This is a genomic window from Microcystis sp. LE19-131.1A, assembly GCF_027532015.1.
GTDB classification, from domain to species: Bacteria; Cyanobacteriota; Cyanobacteriia; order Cyanobacteriales; family Microcystaceae; genus Microcystis; species Microcystis ichthyoblabe_A.
In genome coordinates, this window is sequence record NZ_JAPZSS010000254.1 from 1 (window position 1) to 1,962 (window position 1,962).

At 39.0% G+C, this 1,962-nt stretch carries 3 protein-coding genes; 2 read left to right on the forward strand and 1 reads right to left on the reverse strand.

Annotation, left to right across the window (positions count from 1 at the left end; translation table 11 throughout):
- Positions 1 to 648: 648 nt before the first annotated feature.
- On the forward strand, positions 649 to 969 hold the full coding sequence (locus O9323_RS18440; RefSeq protein ID WP_002756383.1) for a class I SAM-dependent methyltransferase: 321 nt from the start codon (positions 649 to 651) through the stop codon (positions 967 to 969).
- A gap of 98 nt (positions 970 to 1,067) precedes the next feature.
- Complete coding sequence (locus tag O9323_RS18445) at positions 1,068 to 1,730, forward strand: class I SAM-dependent methyltransferase (protein ID WP_002756379.1); 663 nt, start codon at positions 1,068 to 1,070, stop codon at positions 1,728 to 1,730.
- Positions 1,731 to 1,849: 119 nt separating this feature from the next.
- On the opposite strand, the gene O9323_RS18450 is transcribed toward O9323_RS18445, so the two are convergent.
- A partial coding sequence (locus O9323_RS18450) for a transposase (protein WP_071784045.1) occupies positions 1,850 to 1,962 on the reverse strand: 113 nt, incomplete at its 5' end.

A 1,962-nucleotide genomic window follows, 5' to 3' on the forward strand; every position in this document is an offset into this window, starting at 1 on the left:
ATGGCTTTTAAATGTTGATCTAGTTGTTCTTTTTGGTCTGTATTCATGATTCTACCGTTTAATTGTTTCTCTTTATTTTGCCTTAGCTAACGTTTTTAGTCTCTAAGCATTTATACTTATGGCAAAATTGGGATGCTCCCAAACCTAACTTTATATATGCCCATTCTAAAAGAGGAATTTTATCTAGATAATCTGGGTTGGAGGCTATTCCAAAAAAAGGACCTATTACCCCAACTCCTAAAGCTTCCAGCAAGGAAGATAGCACAAAGGTCAACAGCAGTAGAGGTAAATATTTTCTGGTACCTTTAAGGATATACCAAACTTGTGAGAGATACTTAAGCATAACAAAAGCAGATGCGGATGTTCACGGGTACGTCTGGCTTTTAGCCACTTAAAGAGTGACTTTGAGTCGCATTAGGATATATCATATCAGTTCCTGCCGTACTTTGTATGATCAAAACTTATTGTTTTAACACCAAAGATAATAAAAGCTGATAAAAAAGAGTTGACACTAACTTGATTATGGGTTATGGTACTTACATTCGAGATGTAGATAGGGGTAGAGGCACTGCCAAAACCACATTTCATCTGAAAAAGCTATATGCTTGATTATCAAATTGTAAAAGCACAAGTTTAAAACTATTACCAATGCACTTAATTCATAGAAAAACCTGCCGGGCCTGCGGTTCGCTGGCTCTCACTCCAGTCATTAACCTTGGTGAGCAATATTTACAGGGGTCATTTGTTAAACCAGGGAAAGAAATCCCCCCTTCTCGCAAAATCCCCATGTCTCTTGTGCGCTGCGATCCTACAAAGGATGAGCGAGCCTGTGGATTGTTGCAAATGAAGCATACAGTCCCTCCAGAAGTCCTCTACTCAGCCTATTGGTATCGCTCTGGCACTAATAATACCATGCGCTGGCATTTGCAGGGTATCGCAGACGAAGCGGCCCAGCAATTCTCATTTTAAGGTTTCATGACATTAAAACCCTTGCACATAGAGGGGTTAATAATTCTTAACGAATCTCTATATCGCTGAAACAACGCAAAATCGTTTCAAAATGAGAATTGCTGGAAGCGGCCGCTCTTTGGGGAAAACCCCAAGCTAGAGTTCTTGACATTGGCTGTAACGACGGCACTTTGCTGAGTTTTTATCCCAGCGAATTTCAAAAATTTGGCGTAGATCCTTCTGACGTAGCTCAGGAAATTACTGGGGATGTTGCAGTTGTTCAGGATATTTTTCCATCTGAGGAATTAATCAAACGGCTACAAGGTCAGCAATGCGACATAATCACATCCATTGCCATGTTTTATGACCTGGAATCTCCCATTGAGTTCAGCAAAGAAATCAAAAACATTCTCTCACCCGATGGCATCTGGATTTTTGAGATGTCCTATATGCCGACTATGTTGAACATGAATTCTTATGACACAATTTGTCATGAGCATTTGGAGTATTATAGCTTGGCAGTGATTGAGTATATCTTAAAGCAAGCAGGAATGAAGATTTTTAACGTATCCCAGAATAATATTAACGGAGGCAGTCTTCGCTGTTATGCTACTCGCATCGAAAATTTTAAATATAGAAAGGATGAATTTATCGACAATATTAAAGCGATGCATCAGAAAGAGTTTGACATGGAACTTGATACTGACAAGCCTTACAAAAACTTTCAAGATCGCATTAACCTCCATAAAGAAGAACTCACTTCTGGGACTTCCAAAAAATAAACTATTCATTCTCAAGAATAATAATCATTCTCGGAGTGTGGGAGGTAGGGATCGATGGTTGCCCCCTCCTTCCAATTTTGTAGTAGAATTAATGGCTCTTCGTTACCCTTTATGCTAAATCAACATACAAGATGCCAAGATAACATACTTCTAACCCAAAAATTCCGAAAGTTTCTAAAGCCATAGCCTCTCCGTTTTATTAGTTTAAGTTTATTGTTGATTCCCTCGACCA

Excerpts from the sequence above, each read along its gene's own strand:
- O9323_RS18440 (WP_002756383.1), top strand. The coding sequence starts at position 649 with ATGCACTTAATTCATAGAAAAACCTGCCGGGCCTGCGGTTCGCTGGCT.